This window comes from Emticicia sp. MM (genome assembly GCF_001649495.1).
Window position 1 is genome coordinate 1 of the sequence record NZ_LXHX01000032.1, and the last position, 1,393, is coordinate 1,393.

The 1,393-nt window shown below is 31.8% G+C and carries 1 protein-coding gene; it reads right to left on the reverse strand.

Annotated features, from left to right (window positions below; genetic code table 11):
- Positions 1 to 239 precede the first annotated feature (239 nt).
- On the reverse strand, positions 240 to 1,073 hold the full coding sequence (locus A6M55_RS04885; RefSeq protein ID WP_064196760.1) for a hypothetical protein: 834 nt from the start codon (positions 1,071 to 1,073) through the stop codon (positions 240 to 242).
- Positions 1,074 to 1,393: the final 320 nt, after the last annotated feature.

The window sequence follows — 1,393 nt, forward strand, 5'->3', positions numbered from 1 at the left end:
CCTTGCTCGTGTTGGACTCAAATAGCTTGAAAACTTCGCCAATTTGATGTCGCCCACCCAAATTTGAGAACCCACCAAACAGAAACAAATTTAGTAACTATTTGGAGAAATGCAAGCATACCTTAAAAAAGGCGGTGGCTGTCCCCCGATAAGTTGAAGAACCTTTGAAATCGCTCTAATCTCTTGTCGGCGTGATTTTAGAAGTTTTTTATAGTTCAAAAGAAGTCACTATCTTTCTTTTAATATTTAAGTATCCAATTTTCAATTTTGTATGTGTTAATAATTTTTAGTTTATACAAATAAAAAACGACACTCCCTAAAATTATATCCCTTAGTCGCAACGAGTTGTAATCAGTTATTTTAATCAATTGTGCTGAAAAGAATTTTATATTGTCACCCCACAAGCCGTCTTTTAGTTCAGGGTCTGGTTTGGGAGAGTACTCTAACTCATATACTCTTTTATACTTCAAGTTAGAATAAAGTGATTTATATGAAATTAATACATAAAATGAGCCGTTTGTTGTTTGGTCGAAAAGCTTCGTACTAAAAGAGTATGGAGGAAGTTTATATTGATATACCGCATTTTTATTTAATGTATCAGTTTTGAGTACTTTTTTAGCACAACATACATCGTCACTTTCTTTAGAATGAAACATTGAAATTTTAATGTCAGTTGCAGGCAAATTTCCAATTTGTTTCAAATTAAACCAATGTTCGTCTACACAATTATTCGTACATACTTTTCCTGTTTCACAACAACAACCGGGTGAAGCATCATCTTCTAAGAGGTTAGTTTTTGAGCAATAAGCATAAAATTCAAATTCTGGTTGATTTATATATTCATTTGCAAATAAACTGTCTTTTGTTTGTGATTGTAATTGCATTACACCATAAAAAATGGCAATAACTGTAAGAACACTTGAGTATAAAGCAACTCGTGCTTCACCTTCGTTTTGTGTGAGCCAATTAACTTTTATCAAATAAACTTCAATTTGTCTCGTCAAATAGATTGAAAACCCCACTATAATAATTGAATATATAATGAGGGGGATTTTTCCTAAAAATTTTGTCATTTTACTTTTATCTGAAGAATATATATTAAGGTATCTTTCACTATTTAAATATAGTAATAGTTTATGTTTTTTTACTTCCAACGACCAGCATTATGATGGCAATGGAGTTAAATTTAAGTTTAAAATTGATTTTTGAGCTTTACATAATGCTTCGTGTTGGAGACAAAGGACTTTGAACACCAACGCTTTCAAAATGTCGCCCAACCAATGGAAGTGCTAAGGACTAAAAAATGTAGAACTTGCTCTAACCGAAAGTCGCTCGCCAAATCTGCATACCAAGTTCTGAAAAAAGAAAATGAAAAGCAAAAGAATTTGTTTTT